This is a genomic window from Agrobacterium sp. ST15.13.013 (genome assembly GCF_027956525.1).
In the GTDB taxonomy this organism is placed as follows: domain Bacteria; phylum Pseudomonadota; class Alphaproteobacteria; order Rhizobiales; family Rhizobiaceae; genus Agrobacterium; species Agrobacterium salinitolerans.
Genome location: NZ_JAQKGP010000004.1, coordinates 203502 through 219819, shown reverse-complemented (window position 1 = coordinate 219819; position 16318 = coordinate 203502). Strand labels below are relative to the sequence as shown.

General features: G+C 60.2%; 14 protein-coding genes. All 14 read right to left on the bottom strand.

Features of this window, described 5'->3' with window-relative positions; genetic code table 11:
* Positions 1 to 5: 5 nt before the first annotated feature.
* The 14 genes from PL597_RS06445 to PL597_RS06380 all read right to left on the bottom strand — a co-directional run bounded on the left by PL597_RS06445 (position 6) and on the right by PL597_RS06380 (position 16252).
* A complete protein-coding gene (locus PL597_RS06445; RefSeq protein WP_077984425.1) occupies positions 6 to 1061 on the bottom strand; it encodes a PhoH family protein in 1056 nt (351 codons plus the stop codon).
* A 40-nt stretch (positions 1062 to 1101) separates the two neighbouring features.
* Positions 1102 to 2505 carry a tRNA (N6-isopentenyl adenosine(37)-C2)-methylthiotransferase MiaB gene (gene miaB / locus PL597_RS06440; protein ID WP_269835098.1) on the bottom strand — a complete coding sequence of 468 codons (1404 nt, stop codon included), beginning with the start codon at positions 2503 to 2505 and terminating at the stop codon, positions 1102 to 1104.
* Positions 2506 to 2570: 65 nt separating this feature from the next.
* Positions 2571 to 3365 (bottom strand): lysophospholipid acyltransferase family protein, encoded by a 795-nt coding sequence (locus PL597_RS06435; RefSeq protein ID WP_077984424.1) that lies wholly within the window; start codon positions 3363 to 3365, stop codon positions 2571 to 2573.
* A gap of 30 nt (positions 3366 to 3395) precedes the next feature.
* Positions 3396 to 3824, bottom strand: a complete 429-nt coding sequence (locus PL597_RS06430) for a Fur family transcriptional regulator (RefSeq protein ID WP_077984423.1) — start codon at positions 3822 to 3824, stop codon at positions 3396 to 3398.
* Between the two features lie 64 nt (positions 3825 to 3888).
* On the bottom strand, positions 3889 to 4383 hold the full coding sequence (locus PL597_RS06425; protein ID WP_077984422.1) for a GNAT family N-acetyltransferase: 495 nt from the start codon (positions 4381 to 4383) through the stop codon (positions 3889 to 3891).
* Between the two features lie 52 nt (positions 4384 to 4435).
* On the bottom strand, positions 4436 to 5104 hold the full coding sequence (gene tsaB / locus PL597_RS06420) for a tRNA (adenosine(37)-N6)-threonylcarbamoyltransferase complex dimerization subunit type 1 TsaB (RefSeq protein WP_137409693.1): 669 nt from the start codon (positions 5102 to 5104) through the stop codon (positions 4436 to 4438).
* A gap of 19 nt (positions 5105 to 5123) precedes the next feature.
* A complete protein-coding gene (locus tag PL597_RS06415) occupies positions 5124 to 5687 on the bottom strand; it encodes a NifU family protein (RefSeq protein ID WP_077984420.1) in 564 nt (187 codons plus the stop codon).
* Between the two features lie 145 nt (positions 5688 to 5832).
* Complete coding sequence (locus PL597_RS06410) at positions 5833 to 6324, bottom strand: universal stress protein (protein WP_003503758.1); 492 nt, start codon at positions 6322 to 6324, stop codon at positions 5833 to 5835.
* 114 nt (positions 6325 to 6438) lie between these two features.
* A complete protein-coding gene (trpS, locus tag PL597_RS06405; RefSeq protein WP_077984419.1) occupies positions 6439 to 7503 on the bottom strand; it encodes a tryptophan--tRNA ligase in 1065 nt (354 codons plus the stop codon).
* A gap of 103 nt (positions 7504 to 7606) precedes the next feature.
* The gene (locus PL597_RS06400) at positions 7607 to 8011 is read right to left on the bottom strand and encodes a VOC family protein (protein WP_137409692.1); all 405 of its coding nucleotides are present in this window, start codon (positions 8009 to 8011) and stop codon (positions 7607 to 7609) included.
* Positions 8011 to 9600 (bottom strand): murein biosynthesis integral membrane protein MurJ, encoded by a 1590-nt coding sequence (murJ, locus tag PL597_RS06395; RefSeq protein WP_142914210.1) that lies wholly within the window; start codon positions 9598 to 9600, stop codon positions 8011 to 8013. The genes PL597_RS06400 and murJ overlap by 1 nt, the downstream gene beginning before the upstream one ends.
* Positions 9601 to 9604: 4 nt before the next feature.
* Positions 9605 to 12433: a [protein-PII] uridylyltransferase gene (locus PL597_RS06390; RefSeq protein ID WP_077984416.1), complete on the bottom strand. Its 2829-nt coding sequence runs from the start codon at positions 12431 to 12433 to the stop codon at positions 9605 to 9607.
* 96 nt (positions 12434 to 12529) lie between these two features.
* On the bottom strand, positions 12530 to 15181 hold the full coding sequence (gene mutS / locus PL597_RS06385; protein ID WP_077984473.1) for a DNA mismatch repair protein MutS: 2652 nt from the start codon (positions 15179 to 15181) through the stop codon (positions 12530 to 12532).
* A 189-nt stretch (positions 15182 to 15370) separates the two neighbouring features.
* Complete coding sequence (locus tag PL597_RS06380) at positions 15371 to 16252, bottom strand: GNAT family N-acetyltransferase (RefSeq protein ID WP_077984415.1); 882 nt, start codon at positions 16250 to 16252, stop codon at positions 15371 to 15373.
* Positions 16253 to 16318 lie beyond the last annotated feature (66 nt).

Genomic DNA, 16318 nt, shown 5'->3' with positions numbered 1-16318 from the left:
TTATGTCAGTCGCCCTTCAGGAGGCTCTCATCCGGCACCGCCGTATGGGACTCATAGGCCCGGACGATACGCGCCACCATCGGATGGCGAACAACATCGACGTCCTTGAAGCGCACGACGGACACGCCTTCCACATCGCCAAGGATTTGCAGGGCCTCGACAAGACCGGATTTCACGCCGCGCGGCAAATCCACCTGGCTCGGGTCGCCGGTCACGATCATGCGGCCGTTCTCGCCAAGGCGGGTAAGGAACATCTTCATCTGCATGGTCGTGGTATTCTGGGCTTCGTCCAGAATGACGGCGGCGTTGGCCAGCGTGCGGCCGCGCATGAAGGCGAGCGGCGCGATTTCGATGACGCCCGCCTGAATGGCGCGCTCCACCTTGTCGCCCGGCATCATGTCATAAAGGGCGTCGTAAAGCGGGCGCAGATACGGATCAACCTTTTCCTTCATGTCGCCCGGCAGGAAGCCAAGACGCTCACCCGCTTCGACGGCGGGGCGTGAGAGGATGATGCGGTCAACCGCACCGCGCTCCAGAAGCTGCGCCGCATGAGCGACGGCAAGATAGGTCTTGCCGGTGCCGGCGGGACCGACACCGAAAACCAGTTCGGATTGTTCCAGCGCCCGCATATAGACGTCCTGCGTCGGCGTGCGGGCAGCGATGGTCTTCTTGCGTGTGGAAATCTGCGCCATGGAAATCTTCGCCTTGCGTTCCATCGTCGGCAAGGTCAACTGGTCGTCCGCGGCCACAGCCATGCGGATCGCGCCTTCGACATCGGAAACCTCGGCGGTTCCGCCCTTGAGCAGCCGTTCATAAAGGAAATCCAACGCCCGACGAGCCTGATTGGTGGCAACGACATCGCCGGTGATGGCGACGGAATTGCCGCGCGGTCGAGCGTCGATATTGAGGCGCTGCTCCAGGAGCTTCAGGTTCTGATCGAACTGACCGAATAGCTCTCCCGCTATCCTGTTATTCTCGAACGTGAGGACGAAGTGATTGGCGTCGGTCGCGGCTTGGCGTGGCTGGCGCGATGAATTTGATACCAATTCGTGTGCGTTCAAGCGGTCAGGCTCCTGTCCCAATCAGTGTCGGCTCCTCACTCTAACTCCCTGCCACCTCGGCAAACAAGCTGTTTGGACCCGTTGCGGTGATTCGTACATTAACAATGTCACCGATTTTCAACGTCTTTGCATCAAGATTCACGGATTGCAGCCACGGAGAGCGACCTATCAACTGCTCAGGCATGCGACCGGGCTTTTCCAGCAACACATCCATGGTTTTTCCGACCAGCGATTCAGCAAATTCCTTCTGCTGCCGCAGCAACAGGGCCTGCAATCTTTCCAGTCGTTCGGCCTTCACCTCTTCCGCAACCTGATCGGTGAGATCGGCTCCCGGCGTGCCGGGGCGGGTGGAGTATTTGAACGAGAAGGCCTGCGCATATTTCACGGTCTCGACCATCGCCATCGTATCTTCGAAATCGCGATCCGTCTCGCCGGGGAAGCCGACAATAAAATCCCCCGACATGGCGATATCAGGGCGCGCGCTCCGGATTTTTTCAATGAGCTGGATATATTCCTCACCCGTATGGCGACGGTTCATCGCTTTGAGAATGCGATCCGAGCCGGACTGAACAGGCAGGTGCAGATAGGGCATCAGGATGCGCAGATCGCGATGCGCGCCGATCAGGCGCTCGTCCATGTCGCGCGGATGGCTGGTGGTGTAGCGAAGCCGTGCAAGGCCGGGAATTTCCGCCAGCCTGTAGAGCAGTTCGGCAAGGCCCCATTTCTCACCCTTCGGGCCTTCGCCCTGCCAGGCATTGACATTCTGCCCGAGCAGCGTGATCTCGCGCACGCCGGCATCGACGAGCTTCATCGCCTCATCGACGATCTGGCGCACGGGGCGGGAGACTTCCGAACCTCGCGTATAGGGCACGACACAGAAGGTACAGAACTTGTCGCAACCTTCCTGCACGGTCAGGAACGCCGTGACGCCGCGTGTCCGCAATGTCGCTTTCTCCGCGACCGGCAGGTGCTCGAACTTGTCCTCAACCGCATATTCGGTCTCGATGACGCGCTCACCGCCGCGCACCCGCTTTAAGGCGTCAGGCAGGCGGTGATAGGTCTGCGGGCCGATCACGACATCGACGGCGGGCGCGCGGCGCAGGATTTCCTCGCCTTCCGCCTGCGCGACACAGCCGGCAACGCCGATCATGAATTCGCGGCCCTGCTCTTCGCGCGATTTTTTCATGTCGCGCAGGCGGCCAAGCGCCGAATAGACCTTTTCAGCCGCCTTTTCACGGATATGACAGGTGTTCAGCAGAACCAGATCCGCCTCGCCCATATCCTCGGTCTGAACGTAACCGTCCTTCGCCAACGCATCGCTCATACGGACGGAATCGTAGACATTCATCTGACAGCCATAGGTCTTGATGAAGACCTTTCGGCTGTCCGAGCCGTCGCGGGCGATCATGGGTGTGGCGTCAAGGCCAAGCGTTTCCTGGGTCATGGCGGCTATCTAGTGTTTTTCCCGGCCAGATTAAACAGAAAAATGCCGGAAAAGCTACGATCTCGCTAATTCCGCCAGCCGCCGCGCAGGCTGAAGGCCAGCATGGAGCGGATGGCGGCGGCAACATCGGTCGCCAAGCGCTTACGGTTATCCGTGCTGTGGAACGGAACGCTGTCACCGAATGTCACGTCGACATCGATGGCGCCGGCCCTGATGATGCCGAGCAGATGCGGCACGAGCGTGATGCTGCCCGGCCAGGCGGCGATGACGCGATGGTAACGCCCCATGGCCATGCCCTGCACCCTTGTATAGGCAATGGCGACCGGCTGGACATAAACCAGCTTTCCCGGCACCTGTTCAGCGGCGGTGGAGGCCGCACCGAACAGCGAGGATTTGACGGCGAGCATGCGGTTACCGTCCGAGGTGGTGCCTTCGGGGAACAGGACGACAATTTCGCCATCCGCCATGCGACTGGCGATCTCGCTCACCTGCGCGCCGGTGCTGCGCTTCTGCTCACGCTGAACGAAGATGCTTTTCTGCAAGCGGGCGAGCCAGCCGAACACCGGCCAGTCCCGCACCTCGGTCTTGGCAATGAACACCACATCGGCAATGCTGCCCAAAACGAGGATATCCTTCCACGAGGCATGATTGACCGCCAGCATCAGCGGTTTCGCCCGCTCCACATCGCCGTGCACATGAACGCGGATGCCGAGGACATGGCAGGCGATGCGATGCCAGAGGCGCGGAATGCGACGGCGAAGCCGCCAGTCGAAGGCAAGGCCCAGCAGTTGAAGCGGCAGCAAGACAAGCGTGACGATCAGGAGAATGACCGCAATATAGGCTGTCCGGAGCCACATCATGGGAAAAACGCCCGCTCGTTCACCGGGGTCTCAACGTTCGCCTGGCTTCAACGGCACGCCGTAAAGTTCCAGCCGGTGATCCACGAGCTTGAAGCCGTGTTCACGGGCGATCTTTTCCTGAAGGGCCTCGATCTCGGCCGAATGAAATTCGATGACCACGCCGTTCTTCAAATCGATCAGGTGATCATGATGTTCTTCGGGCACGGTCTCGTAGCGCGAGCGGCCGTCGCGAAAATCGTGACGCTCGATGATGCCGGCATCCTCGAACAGCTTCACCGTTCTGTAGACGGTGGAAATCGAGATGCGCGGGTCCACGGCGGAGGAACGGCGGTAAAGCTCTTCGACATCGGGATGGTCGGCTGACTCCTGAAGGACGCGGGCGATAACACGGCGTTGATCCGTCATCCGCATGCCGCGTTCGGCACAAAGCTCCTCCAGCGTTTTCGAAAGGTCTGTCACGTCTTCTGGCCTTTTGAGACTCGCGGTTTGCGGCTTTCGCCGAAAAAATGCCTGTCGCAGGGAACTAGCGAAGATCGCGGCGCATGACAAGCGCCGTCGACTTCGTTCCATCCTTGGCGGTGTAATAGGCCTTGCGTTCCGCGACAGTTTTGAAGCCGAGCTTCTTATAGAGCCCGACGGCGGAGGCGTTATTATTATCCACCTCGAGAAACATGGTTTCCGCGCCGCGCATCATCGCCTCGCGGATAGCCGATTGCATCAGACGCCAGCCCAGCCCCGCGCGTGCGAACTTGTCGGCCACGGCAACGGTCAGGATTTCCGCCTCGCCCGCCACTTCCCGCGCCAGCACGAAACCACCGAGCGGCTTGCTGAAAAAGGCGTTGGTCTGGCGTGCGACAGCACCGAAAACAGCCCCTTGCGTGAGCAGGCCGGAAAACTCCCCGTCGTTCCACGGGCGCGGAAAGCGCAGCGCATGCAACTCCGCCACCGCGGCGCAATCCTCATGCTGCATCGGCACAATCTCGAAATAGGGTTTCCAGGTCAGATAGTCGTCAAACATAACAGGAATCGGGCATCACGGGAATCATTCGCACAGGCTGACGAATGCCCTATCAGGCAACGCCCTGACGTGCCAGCGCAAAACCGGTCTGCGGCCGGGCGTCCGGCCCGCGCAGGTAAAGGGGCGAAGGTTTCGGCTGGCCAGCCGGCTTACGCGCAGCAGCAAACGCGACCGAAGCGACCGGGAAGTGATCCGGCCCCGAACCCGCCTCCGACCCTGCCAAAAGCGGCGCGGCTGAACCGATGACGACGCCGTCGAAACAACTAGTGGCCGTTCGGGCGTCGTCCAGAGACAGAAGCGCGGCATCGCGCAGCGGCGCCCCATCCGCACCGAATGTCTGGAGATAGGCTTCGCCGCGCTTGGCATCCAGCGCAACGGCCACGGGCCGGCCGGGATTTGCAAGCAGATGATGAAGCGCCAGCGTTTCAAGCGTGGTGACGCCCACGGCCTCGACGCCGAGCGACAGGGCAAAGCCGCGCGCGGCGGCGACCCCGACGCGGATACCGGTGAAAGACCCCGGCCCGATGGTCACGGCGATGCGCCCGACATTCTGGAGCGACAGTTGCGCCTGCTCCAGAGCACCGTCGATCACCGCCATCAACCTTTCGGCATGGCCCTTGCCGATCGTTTCGCAGACCTCGCCGAGCACCCTGTCAAAGGTGCTGTCATAAACGCAGGCGGAACAATCCACACCTGAAGTGTCGAGTGCGAGAACAATCATGATGGCCTGGCTTGCGCTTTTATACCGCTTCGACTTCGCGCACTTCCGGCACGAAATGGCGAAGCAGATTCTGAACGCCGTGTTTCAGCGTGGCGGTGGAGGACGGGCAACCCGAGCAGGCGCCCTTCATGTTCAGGAACACCGTACCATCGCGGAAACCGCGGAAAGTGATGTCGCCGCCATCCTGTGCCACAGCGGGGCGAACGCGGGTATCCAGCAGTTCCTTGATGGTGGCGACGATGGTTTCGTCACCCTCTTCGAAGAACTCGCCTTCCTCATCCGAGACTTCGGCCGCAATCGCCGTACCCATGATCGGCCGGCCGGACATGAAATGTTCCATGATCGAGCCGAGGATGGCAGGTTTCAGATGCTGCCATTCCGCATCGTCCTTGGTCACGGTGATGAAATCAAAACCAAAATAGACCCCGGTCACACCCGGAATGGTGAAAAGGCGTTCCGCCAAGGGCGAGGCCTGCGCCTGCGACGCATTGAGAAATTCCGCTGTGCCGCTTTCCAGCACCACCTTGCCCGGCAGGAACTTCAGCGTGGCGGGATTGGGCGTGGCTTCCGTCTGAATGAACATCGTCGTCTCCTTCGAGGCCGCGGTTCACGCCCCGTAATTTAGAATTCTTCCAAAAAATACGCCCGGCGAAGCTACACTTCAAGCCCTGACATGATAATTACATTCAAGTAATCGTCAGCCCCTAAATCTTGCCCCAACTCCGGCGTCAGCAGAGTGCGTCGATTTCCTCGTCCGACAGCGTATCCGGCAGTACGGTGACGGGGATCGGGAAGGCTGCCCCTCGCCCGGCGATGGAGGAAACGAGCGGTCCCGGCCCTTCTTTGGTCGATCCCGCAGCCAGAACGAGAATCGCGATATCGCGGTCTTCCTCGATCAACCCGTGGATCTGCTCGGTTGCGCTGCCTTCACGGATCACCGCTTCCGGCTCGATGCCGATGGTCTCACGCACCTTCTGGGCAATCTTCGCAAGCGTGGCTTCCGCTTCCTCCCGCGCCTCGGCCCGCATGATCTGCTCGACACCCAGCCATTGCTGGAAATCGCCTTCCGGGATCATGTAGAGCAGTACCAGACCGCCATTGGAGTTCTTGGCGCGACGACCGGCATAGTGCACGGCCCTTTCGCATTCCGGTGTGTCATCGATAACAGCGAGAAACTTGCGACGATGCCCTTCCAGACGCGACAGCCGTTTTGAAACCATTCTGCACTCCCTAGGTCCGCCGTGATCCGCAAAACCGCCCGACGGTTCGGGCGGAGATTATATCAAATCACGGCAGGCGCAAACCGCCAGCCGCATTCGCGCAGCAGCGACCTGTCAGCGCAGGAAGCCGATGATGTCGCGCACTTCGTTCATCGTCTTTTCGGCAATGGTGCGCGCCCGCTCGCCGCCTTGGCTGAGGATAGCGTCGATATGGGTCGGGTCATCGAGAAGGCGGCGCATCTCGTTGTTGACGGGGGCCAAAACATGGACGGCAAGCTCGACCAAGGCCGGCTTGAAGGCCGAGAACTGCTGTCCGCCGAATTCGGAAAGAACATCCGCCTTGGTCCTGTCGGAAAGCGCGGCATAGATACCGACGAGGTTTTCGGCCTCGGGGCGACCCTTCAGGCCTTCCACTTCGCTCGGCAGCGCATCCGGATCGGTCTTTGCCTTCTTGATCTTCTTCGAGATCGCATCGACATCGTCCATCAGATTGATGCGCGACAGATCGGAGGGATCGGACTTCGACATCTTCTTGGTGCCGTCCTTCAGCGACATCACGCGCGGCGCCGGACCACCGATCAGCGGCTCCACCATAGGGAAATAGGCGTGCACCGGCTCATCGCCCACGGTGATATCCAGCCCGAGGCCCGCCTTGCGGATATGGTCACCGAAATCGATGTTGAATTTCTGGGCTATATCGCGGGCAAGTTCAAGATGCTGCTTCTGGTCGTCGCCGACAGGAACGTGGGTGGCGCGATAAACAAGGATGTCCGCGGCCATCAGGCTCGGATAGGCGAGCAGTCCAAGCGACACCTGCTCGGTATTCTTGCCGGACTTGTCCTTGAACTGTGTCATGCGCTCCATCCAACCGATGCGCGCCACGCAGTTGAACACCCAGGCCAGTTCGGCATGCTGCGGCACCGCCGATTGGTTGAAGACGATGTGCTTCACGGGGTCGATGCCGGCGGCGATAAAGGCGGCCGCAATCGAGCGGGTCTGGGCCTTCAGGTCGGAGTGAACGAGTTGGGCGGTGATGGCATGCATATCGACGACGCAATAGATGCAGTCGTTATCTTCCTGCAGCGCCACGAATTTGCGGATGGCGCCGAGATAATTGCCGAGATGCAGATTGCCGGTCGGCTGGACGCCCGAGAAAACCAGCGGCTTGAATGCGTTCATTGTCGTCCTCGAAAAGGCTTGTGGAGGGCCCCGCCCCATGGTTGGAATTGCACGCGCGCTTATGCACCCGCAGCCCCCAGCAATCAAGCGGTTTCAGGGCATGTCAGCCGCGCGGTTCCAGAAGATCCCAGCGATTTCCATAAGGATCGGCAAAGACCGCAACGGAGCCGTAAATCTCATGGCGCGGCTCTTCCAGAAAGCGCACACCGCGCGCAATCATGGTTTCATAGTCACGTGCAAAATCGTCGGTATGCAGGAAAAATCCGACGCGCCCGCCGGTCTGGTTGCCGATAGCAAGCGTCTGCGGCTCACCATCCGCCTCGGCAAGCAGGAGGCCGCCGCCCTCGGTTCCTTGTGGCTTCACCACCAGCCATCTTTTGCCGTCGCCAAGCGGCTGATCGGAAAGGCACTCAAATCCGAGAACGTCGCAATAAAACGCCTTCGCCCGATCGTAATCGTCCACGACAAGCGTGACGAGCGCGATGCGGCGGTTCTCGGCAAAGCACATCAGCCCGCCTCCGTCTCGATGTTCTTCTTGCCGCGCTTGCGGATGGCTCGTTTGACCATACCGATATCGGCGCCGCCGGAAACGAAAGCGAGCACGAAATAAACCAGCATGGCCGCGAAGACGAGAGCCATGATGGTGCCTGCCCGCACGAAAATGGACGAAGCGGAAGACAATTCGAAAGTCAAATAGGTCAGCGCATAGTGCACGAAACCGGCCATCAAGGCCGCAGCCAGCAGCAGGCGTGGAATGCGGGTGAGCAGTGGAATATCCACCTGCCAGTGACCGCGCCACAAAAGCATGCCGAACAGCAGGGTGGCATTGACCCAGCCGGCGGTGATTTCGGCAATGGCGATGCCCGGGCCTCCAAGCCGCGGAAACAGTGTCAGCGCCAGGGAAACGTTCACGACGACGGAAATCGCCGCGAAGATCATCGGTGTGCGCGTATCCTCGCGGGCGAAGAAGCCCGGAATGAAGGCCTTGATCAGTACGAAAGCCGGCAGGCCCAGACCGTAAATGCCAAGGATTTGCGCGACGGTGACGGTGGCCGAAGGCGAGAAGTTGCCGCGCTCGTAAAGAAAACGAACGATAGGTTCCGCCATTACCAAAAGGGCGGCAGCAGCGGGCAATGTCAGGAACAGTACGAATTCGACCGAGCGGTTCTGCAGGCTTCCCGCCTCCACCATGTGCCCGCCGCGCAACGCCCGCGCCAGTTCCGGCAGAAGCACGGTGGCCACCGCGATGCCGACGACACCGAGCGGCAGCTGGTAAATCCGGTCGGCATAGGCAAGCGAGGAGATCACGCCTTCGCCGGCCGATGCGATATTGGTGTTGATCAAAAGATTGATCTGGGTGATGCCGCCGGTGATGGCTGCCGGCAGGGCCAGAACCAGAAGGCGCTGCACGTTCTTCGTCAGCCGCGGCCTGCGGAAACCGATGCGCATGCCGGCATTGCGCACGGCGATCCAGACGATGGCGAGTTGCACCAGACCCGCCGCCATCACGCCCCACGAGAGCGCATAACCCACCTGCAAAGGATCGTAATTCTTCCACCATGCCAAGGCGAGCACGCCGATGAGGATGATGTTGAGAAAGACAGGGGCGATCGCGGCCGCGAAATAACGGTGCAGCGAGTTCAACATGCCGCCCATCATCGCCGCCAAAGACATGCAGGCGAGATAAGGAAACATGATGGTGGCGAGATGAACGGTGTTTTCGAATTTCACCGGGTCTTCCAGAAAGCCCGGCGCAATAACGGTGCGCACGATGAACGGCATCGACAATTCCATCAGAATTGTCAGGGCCAGAAGCACGGTGAACAGAACGCCGAAGACCTCTTCGGAAAAACGTCTTGCGCCCTCCATGCCGTTCGCCTCGATCTCCTTGGCGAAAAGCGGCACGAAAGCCGAGTTGAACGCACCTTCGGCAAAAAGCCGCCGAAAGGTGTTGGGAAACCGGAACGCGGCGTTGAAGGCGTCGGCCACAGGCCCCGTGCCGACGGCGGCGGCCATCAGGGTTTCGCGCAGGAAGCCGAAAATGCGGCTGCCGAGCGTGGCGGTGCCAACGGTGGCGAACTTGCCGATCAGGCTCATGATATCAAGCCTTCGCCGTGCGCGCGGCCGGCAGAGCCGCCACGTCTGGATGGGCGATGATGCCGTTCGGCATGCGGTCGCGCAATTCGTCTTCCTGCTCGCTCATCACAGCCTTCAAGCGCTGCGCAATGCTGGCCTGCCGATTATCATTCGTCACCTTCTGGCCGAAGAGGTCAGTCACATAAAAGGTGTCGATGACCTTTTCGCCGAAGGTAGTGATGCGGGCAGAGTGAATATCGAGCGACAGATCGGCGATAACGGCCGTCATATCCGCCAGAAGCCCCGGTCGGTCGAGGCACTCGACCTCGATGACAGTGAATTTATTCGAAAGCCCGTTGGAAATGATGACCGACGGCGGAATGGTGAAAGCGCTCTTCTTCTTGCGGCTTTTGGTGCGCGTGGCGATCATTTCCGGGAGGCGCTGCTTGCCGGACAGGACCTCCTCGATGAGCTTACCGATATTATTGCCGCGCCGTGTCTCGTCCTCATCGATCGGAAATTCGCGATTGATGAGGATCGTATCCAGCGCCCGCCCGTCGGACGTCGTGAAGATTTGCGCATCGGCGATGTTTGCGCCCGCCGCCGCGCAGGCGCCGGTGATGATGGATAGCAGGCGCGGATGGTCCGGCGCCAGCACGGTAATCTCCGTAATGGCATGGAAGGAGTGGGTGCGCACCATGGTCGACAGCGCTTTTTCCTGCTTGTCAGCCTCGCGGATGAAGCGAGTGTGGCGCACCTGGTCTTCCAGCGCCACTGTCAGCAGATAGGGCTCATAGTGCAGCTTGGTGTATTTGCGCCGCGCCTTCTGCCCCCAATCCTCAAGGGCGTCGTATAGCGCCTGCCGGGCGATCTGCGCGCGCTCCTTGCGGGAAACTTCCGAGAACCCGCCTGACAGCAGCAGTTCGGTTTCGTAATAGAGCGAACGCAGCAGCTGCCCCTTCCAGCCGTTCCAGACGCCCGGGCCGACGGCGCGAATATCGCAGACCGTCAGAATGAGCAACATCTTCAGCCGCTCCATGGATTGCACCTTGTCGGCGAAATCGGTGATGGTCTTGCGGTCGTGCAGGTCGCGCGTCTGGGCGACCATGGACATCAAAAGATGCTGCTCGATCAGCCAGACAACCGTTTCGGTCTGTTTGCCGGTGAGGCGGAAACGCTGGCAGAGCTTGCGGGCGACGCGGGCACCGGCAATCGAATGATCCTCCTGCCGGCCCTTCGCCACATCGTGCAGCAGCACGGCCACATAAAGCGCCTCGCGTTCCTCGACGCTTGGCATCAACTGGTTGGCGAGCGGATGGGCGTCAATGGCCGTTCCCTTGTCCACTTCCGACAGAACGCCGACAGAGCGGATCAGATGCTCATCCACCGTGTAATGATGATACATGTTGAACTGCATCATCGCGACGATCTTGCCGAATTCGGGGATGAACTTGCCGAGAACGCCGGCCTCGTTCATGCGGCGCAGGGTCAGCGCCGGATCGCGCCGGGACGTCAGGATCGACAGGAAAAGCCGGTTTGCCTCTTCGTTTTCCCTCAACTCGTCATTGATGAGCGACAGTGAGCGCGTGACGACACGAAGCGCGTCGGGATGCAGTTCGAGATTGTTGATATCGGCAATGTGGAACAGCCGGATCAGATTGACCCGGTCGTTCTTGAAGACATCCGGTTTGGCCAGCGCGATGCGGCCGCGATCCTCAACAAACTCCACCGAGCCGGGAATCTTGCGCACACGGTGGGCAAAACGGCTGAGGACGCCGGAAAGACCGGGCACGTCCTTCGCCTGCCGGTCTTCAAGTGCGGCACAGACGATACGAGTCAGGTCTCCGACGTCCTTCGCCACGAGGAAATAGTGCTTCATGAAGCGTTCGACAGCGGAAAGGCCGGGGCGCGACTGATAACCCAGCGCATCGGCAATCTCGCGTTGAATGTCGAAGGACAATCGCTCCTCGGCCTTGTTGGTGATGAAATGCATCTGGCAGCGAACCGCCCAGAGAAAATCATCGGCCTTTTCGAACAGCTTCAGTTCTGATCTCGACAGGACGCCGAGCTTCACCAGATCGGCCGTATCGCGAACGTGGTAATAATATTTGGCGATCCAGAACAGCGTGTGCAGGTCGCGCAACCCGCCCTTGCCTTCCTTGACGTTCGGCTCCACCAGATAACGCGTATCGCCCGCCTTGCGGTGGCGCTGGTCGCGCTCGGCGAGCTTTGCGGCGATGAATTCCGGACCGGTGCCGGTAACGACTTCCGACTCGAAGCGTTTTTCCAGATCGTCGGTCAGGGATTTTTTGCCGCAGATCGCCCGCACTTCCAGAATGGCGGTGCGGATCGTCATATCTGATTTGGAGAGGCGGATGCATTCATCCACCGTGCGGGTGGCGTGTCCGACCTTGAAACCGAGATCCCACAGCAGATAGAGCACGAACTCCACGGCTTTGTGCATATCCGGCGTATTCTTGGCCGGCAGCAGGAACAGAAGGTCGATGTCCGATCCCGGCGCCAGCGTGCCGCGACCGTAACCGCCGACCGCAGCGACGGCAATGTGCGGCGCATCTTTCGGATAGACATATTGGCACGCGAGATCATAGAGGATTTCGATCAGCCGATCCTGAAGCCAGGAGAGGCGTCTGGCGCAATCGATGCCGCTGCCATCGGCTTTCAGCAGATTTCTGGCCTTTTCCCGACCTTCCGTACTGGCCCTGCGAAAGATCGGCAGCAGATCGGAGCGAATATCGGCAATACGTTTGCCATCTTCCCTGAAGATGATGTCGCATTCGCGCTTGAGCGCCGATACATCGAGAATGTCGGAAAAATCCAGGTCCTTGATGGCCATCTATGCCGGTATCCATGTCCTGTGGGAAATCCCACCACTTGCGATGGGAGTGTCCTATAGCGAGTTTTAAAGGCGATGGACAGGCAATCTATCCCTTCAAGCCTTGCCAAGTTCTTTCTTCAACGCATAGAGCGCGTCCAATGCCTCACGCGGCGTCATTTCGTCAGGGTTGAACCCCTTCAGAGCGTCCTCCACCTTTGATGCGCCAGTCTTGCGGCTTTCCTCGCGGCGAACCGCGATCTGGAACAGCGGCAGATCGTCGATGAGCTGGCTAGCCGGGTTCTTGCGGTCGGCATCTTCGAGCTTCGTCAGCACCTCGCGGGCGCGCTCCACAACCGATGCAGGCAGGCCCGCAAGCCGCGCCACCTGAATGCCATAGGAACGATCCGCAGCCCCCGGTCCAACCTCGTGCAGGAAGATGACGTCGCCTTCCCACTCCTTCACCCGCATCGTGGCATTGGAAAGGCGGCCAAGTTTTTCCGACAGCACCGTCAATTCGTGGAAATGGGTGGCGAAGAGACCACGGCAGCGATTGACCTCGTGCAGATGCTCCACCGCAGCCCAGGCGATGGAAAGACCGTCAAAGGTCGCCGTACCGCGGCCGATCTCGTCCAGAATGACCAGCGAGCGATCCGTTGCCTGATTGAGGATGGCGGCGGTTTCAACCATCTCCACCATGAAGGTCGAGCGGCCGCGCGCCAGATCGTCGGATGCGCCGACGCGTGAAAACAGCCGGTCCACGACGCCGATATGGGCGGCTTCCGCCGGAACGAAGGAGCCGATCTGCGCGAGAATGGCGATCAGCGCATTCTGGCGCAGGAAGGTCGATTTACCGCCCATGTTCGGACCGGTGAGCAGCCAGATGGCACCGTTTTTGCCGTTATTGACGGCCGACAGATCGCAATTATTGGCAATAAACGGTCCGGCGGATTGGCGCCGCAAGGCCTGCTCCACCACGGGATGGCGCCCGCCCTTGATGGAAAAGGTCATGGAGGCATCGACGATCGGGCGGCAATAGGCCTGTTCGGTGGCGAGATAGGCAAGGCTCGAGGCGACATCGATCACCGCAAGCGCCAGCGCACCGGCCTTGATCGCTTCCGCCTGTTGCACAACAGCCTTGACCATGCGCTCGAAGGCTTCCAGTTCCATGGTCAAAGCCTGCGCAGCGGCGTTGGCAATGCGGCTTTCGAGATCCGCAAGCTCGGTGGTGGTGAAACGCATGGCGCCGGCCATGGTCTGGCGGTGGATAAAGCGCGCCTTGGCCTCATCCGTCGTCGTCATCACATCGGCATTGCCCGCCGTGACCTCAATGAAATAACCCAGCACATTGTTATGCTTGATTTTGAGCGACTTGATGCCGGTCTCATCGGCGTATCTCAGCTGCAGCCCGGCGATCACACGACGTGACTGGTCTCGCAGCGCCCGTACCTCATCGAGTTCGGAATTAGCGCCTTCGCGCAGAAATCCGCCATCACGCTTCAGAAGCGGAAGTTCATCGGCCAGCATCGAGCCGAGCATGGCTTCCAGACCACCCGGCAGGGCTTTCAAATCCGCGAGCGCCGCGGCAAGCTCATCCGGCAACAATCCCTGATCGAGAATGGCCGCGATCTTTTCTGCCGAAGCAAGGCCTTGCCTGATGGCGCCGAGGTCGCGCGGGCCGCCACGCTCCAGCGCAAGACGGGAAAGCGCACGCGGCATGTCCGCCACCTGTTTCAGCGCATCGCGCAGGCCATCGCAAAGGGAGACGTCATCGATGAGATAGGCGACCGCATCGAGACGGGCATTGATCCTTTCCGGATCGGTCAAGGGAGACATCAGCCGTTCGGCCAGAAGCCGAGCACCGCCGCCCGTCACGGTGCGGTTGAGGGCATGCAGGAGCGATCCGTCCCTTTCGCCTGACAGCGTCTTCACAAGTTCCAGATTGGCGCGGGTGGCGGGATCGATGAAAAGCGTGGAGGCCGCGCTTTCGCGTTCCGGCGCGCCGAGTGGCGGGCGTTCGGCAATCTGGGTTTTTTCGACATAAGCGACGGCAGCGGCGGCGGCCGCCAGTTCCACGCGCGAAAAAGTGCCGAAACCATCAAGCGTCGAGACATTGAAATAGCGCGCAATGCGCCCTTCCGCCGTGGCGCTGTCAAAGAGGATCGCCGGCTGCGGCACCGCGACCCGGCCCAGCACATCGAAAACCGGCCGCAGCTCTTCATCATGGAACAGGCTATCGGCGACGATCAGCTCGCGCGGATCGATGCGCCAGATATCGGCCAGAAGCCGGGTCAGCGTGGTTTCCGCCAGACGGAAGACGCCGGTGGAAATGTCGATCCAGGCGAGCGCGAACTGCGCCTCCGCACTACCCCGAATACGGGCCAGCGCCATCAGATAGTTGGATTCCGTCGGCGATAACAGTTTTTCTTCGGTCAGCGTGCCGGGCGTGACAAGTCGCACCACATCACGCTTGACCACCGATTTCGAGCCGCGCTTCTTCGCTTCCGCCGGGTCTTCCACCTGTTCGCACACGGCGACACGATAACCGCGCAGGATGAGTTTCTGGAGATAGTCATCCGCCGCATGGACGGGGACGCCGCACATCGGGATATCATGACCCATATGCTGGCCGCGTTTCGTCAGCGTGATGCCGAGAGCGCGGGAAGCCTCCACCGCATCGTCGAAGAACAATTCGTAAAAATCGCCCATGCGGTAGAACAGCAGCGAACCGGGATTGTTCGCCTTGATCTCGATATATTGCTCCATCATCGGAGTGGCCGTCGCGCGGCTCTGTTCCGAGATCAGGGAAGCGGTTGTCAGAACGTCCGTCAATGGCCTGCCGATGTCATATCGTGTTGCGGAAAAGAGCGCCGACACTAGCGGCTTTGCCCGCACCAACACAACACACACGGCACCGCTGCCCACAGGAACATCCTGAAGGTCTCGATCAAAACCCGGTCAGCCGTTGATGCGTTCGGCCTCGCCGCCATAATAGCTGATGTAACGGCCGGCGATGGACGAAACCGGCAGGACCACGAGCACATCCGTGGTGTTGAAGGCATGATCCACGACCGCGCCGGAGCCGAACATGGCGCCGAGACGCATATAGCCCTTGATCAGCGGCGGCATGGCGTTCAGCGCCTTGCGGGCGTTCAGCGCCTCTGCCGGCACGAGGTCCATCTCACGATAAAGCTCGGGAAGGGCGAAAGCTTCCCACTCGCCTTTGGCCAGACAATTATGGTGCAGGAAAGACAAAGCAAGCGCGTGGGCTTCCGGCTGCACGCCGGGAAAGGAGGCGCAACCGATCATGGCATCCATGCGGTGTTTGACGGCATAGGCCCAGTTGCCCTGCCACAGAAGTTCCACGGTGCGCTTGGTGCGATATTCCGGCAGCACGCAGGAACGGCCAAGCTCCATGAAGCGCTTGCCGGGATGGCGCGCGACGAGACCGGCAATATCGAATTCGCTGGCGGAATAAAAACCGTTATTGGCAAGCGCGATTTCCTGCCGCAGCAGGCGATAGGTGCCGACGATCTGGTCCTCACTATCGCCTTCAATCGCCTTGTCGAGCACGAGAAGATGGTCGCAGACGCTGTCCCACGCATCGATGTCGCGCTCGCGGCGCATCGCTTCCGCGGGAAGCCGCGCCTTCATTTCCTCGACGAAAACCCGATAACGCACGGATTGCGCGGCATCGATTTCGCGTTCATTTCTGGCGAGCCGCGTTTCAAGCGTGCCTATGCGGCCGAAAAGACCCTCATTGTCCTGAGTTGTCTCGGGACGGGGGCTAATGACAACATTGTTTTCACAAATGTCGTGATTGAGGATTTCGGCAACCATGGGGAATCGCTCCGCCACCAAACAATTTTCCTGTCATAAATCACTAATTGACGACAGAATAGTGAC

Bases quoted from the DNA above. Each gene is read 5' to 3' on its own strand.
- miaB (WP_269835098.1), bottom strand. From the start codon at position 2,505: ATGACCCAGGAAACGCTTGGCCTTGACGCCACACCCATGATCGCCCGC.
- PL597_RS06435 (WP_077984424.1), bottom strand. From the start codon at position 3,365: ATGATGTGGCTCCGGACAGCCTATATTGCGGTCATTCTCCTGATCGTC.
- PL597_RS06425 (WP_077984422.1), bottom strand. From the start codon at position 4,383: ATGTTTGACGACTATCTGACCTGGAAACCCTATTTCGAGATTGTGCCG.
- tsaB (WP_137409693.1), bottom strand. From the start codon at position 5,104: ATGATTGTTCTCGCACTCGACACTTCAGGTGTGGATTGTTCCGCCTGC.
- PL597_RS06415 (WP_077984420.1), bottom strand. From the start codon at position 5,687: ATGTTCATTCAGACGGAAGCCACGCCCAATCCCGCCACGCTGAAGTTC.
- PL597_RS06410 (WP_003503758.1), bottom strand. From the start codon at position 6,324: ATGGTTTCAAAACGGCTGTCGCGTCTGGAAGGGCATCGTCGCAAGTTT.
- trpS (WP_077984419.1), bottom strand. From the start codon at position 7,503: ATGAACGCATTCAAGCCGCTGGTTTTCTCGGGCGTCCAGCCGACCGGC.
- PL597_RS06400 (WP_137409692.1), bottom strand. From the start codon at position 8,011: ATGTGCTTTGCCGAGAACCGCCGCATCGCGCTCGTCACGCTTGTCGTG.
- murJ (WP_142914210.1), bottom strand. From the start codon at position 9,600: ATGAGCCTGATCGGCAAGTTCGCCACCGTTGGCACCGCCACGCTCGGC.
- PL597_RS06390 (WP_077984416.1), bottom strand. From the start codon at position 12,433: ATGGCCATCAAGGACCTGGATTTTTCCGACATTCTCGATGTATCGGCG.
- mutS (WP_077984473.1), bottom strand. From the start codon at position 15,181: ATGATGGAGCAATATATCGAGATCAAGGCGAACAATCCCGGTTCGCTG.
- PL597_RS06380 (WP_077984415.1), bottom strand. From the start codon at position 16,252: ATGGTTGCCGAAATCCTCAATCACGACATTTGTGAAAACAATGTTGTC.